Here is a 785-nt window from a genome sequence, read left to right on the forward strand (position 1 = left end):
CTCCATAGCTGAACGTTTTTTTCATCCATCCCAAATGTCAGTGAGCCGTGATTAATTACAGCTTGGTTATAGTATTTCCAGTTGGTTGTCTTGTAGCGAGGCTTAGCCATTGCTGTAAGCGTTTGAGTGTCCGATTATCGGAGTTTTAGCGAAGCAAGAGAGCATATAGCTACTACAGCCAACTCTGGCCACACCAATATAATGGTGGGCTGACACCCAATGAGTCTGAACGACTGTATTGGGAAAACTCTAAAACCGTGGCCAAATTTAGTTGACCACTACAGTTCGCTATTTATCGACCTAAACCACTATCATTAAATCCTTAATGTCGACTTAAAAAGCTCACAAGTCAGCAAAAATCCATTCAGATGAAAATGACACTGCTAGCCCTTGCTCATTTCAAATGACGGGACTCACTCACACAAATCGTCAAGTTTCTCAAGGTAAGCCGAACCAGTGTCAATAAGTGGGTTCAGACCTCTCTTTAAGAAGGGACGGAAGGACGGCAAAGAAAAGCCAAGAAGAGGAAGATCACCATTCTTAACTTCCGAGCAAAAAGAACAATTGAGTCAAGATATAAAAGATAAAACCAATGATACACAAGGCGGACGACTGACTGTTTTCGATATCCACGCTTATATCATGAAAAAATTTGGCAAGCACTACCGCCCTGACTCTATCTATTACCTACTCGACCACATGGGATTTTCATGGATAACTTCCCGCTCAAAACACCCCAAACAACCTCAACAAGCACAAGACGATTTTAAAAAATTCAAAATCGA

At 41.5% G+C, this 785-nt stretch carries 1 protein-coding gene and 1 pseudogene; one reads left to right on the top strand and one right to left on the bottom strand.

Annotated features, from left to right (window positions below; genetic code table 11):
- Positions 1–110, bottom strand: a pseudogene (locus R8O10_RS24685) (IS5/IS1182 family transposase); the annotation flags it as partial.
- Positions 111–456: 346 nt separating this feature from the next.
- Between R8O10_RS24685 and R8O10_RS24690 the strand changes: the two are divergent.
- The coding region (locus R8O10_RS24690; RefSeq protein WP_318191885.1) for a helix-turn-helix domain-containing protein at positions 457–785 on the top strand (329 nt) is incomplete at its 3' end.

The organism is Vibrio sp. 1727 (assembly GCF_033344415.1).
GTDB lineage: Bacteria > Pseudomonadota > Gammaproteobacteria > Enterobacterales > Vibrionaceae > Vibrio > Vibrio alginolyticus.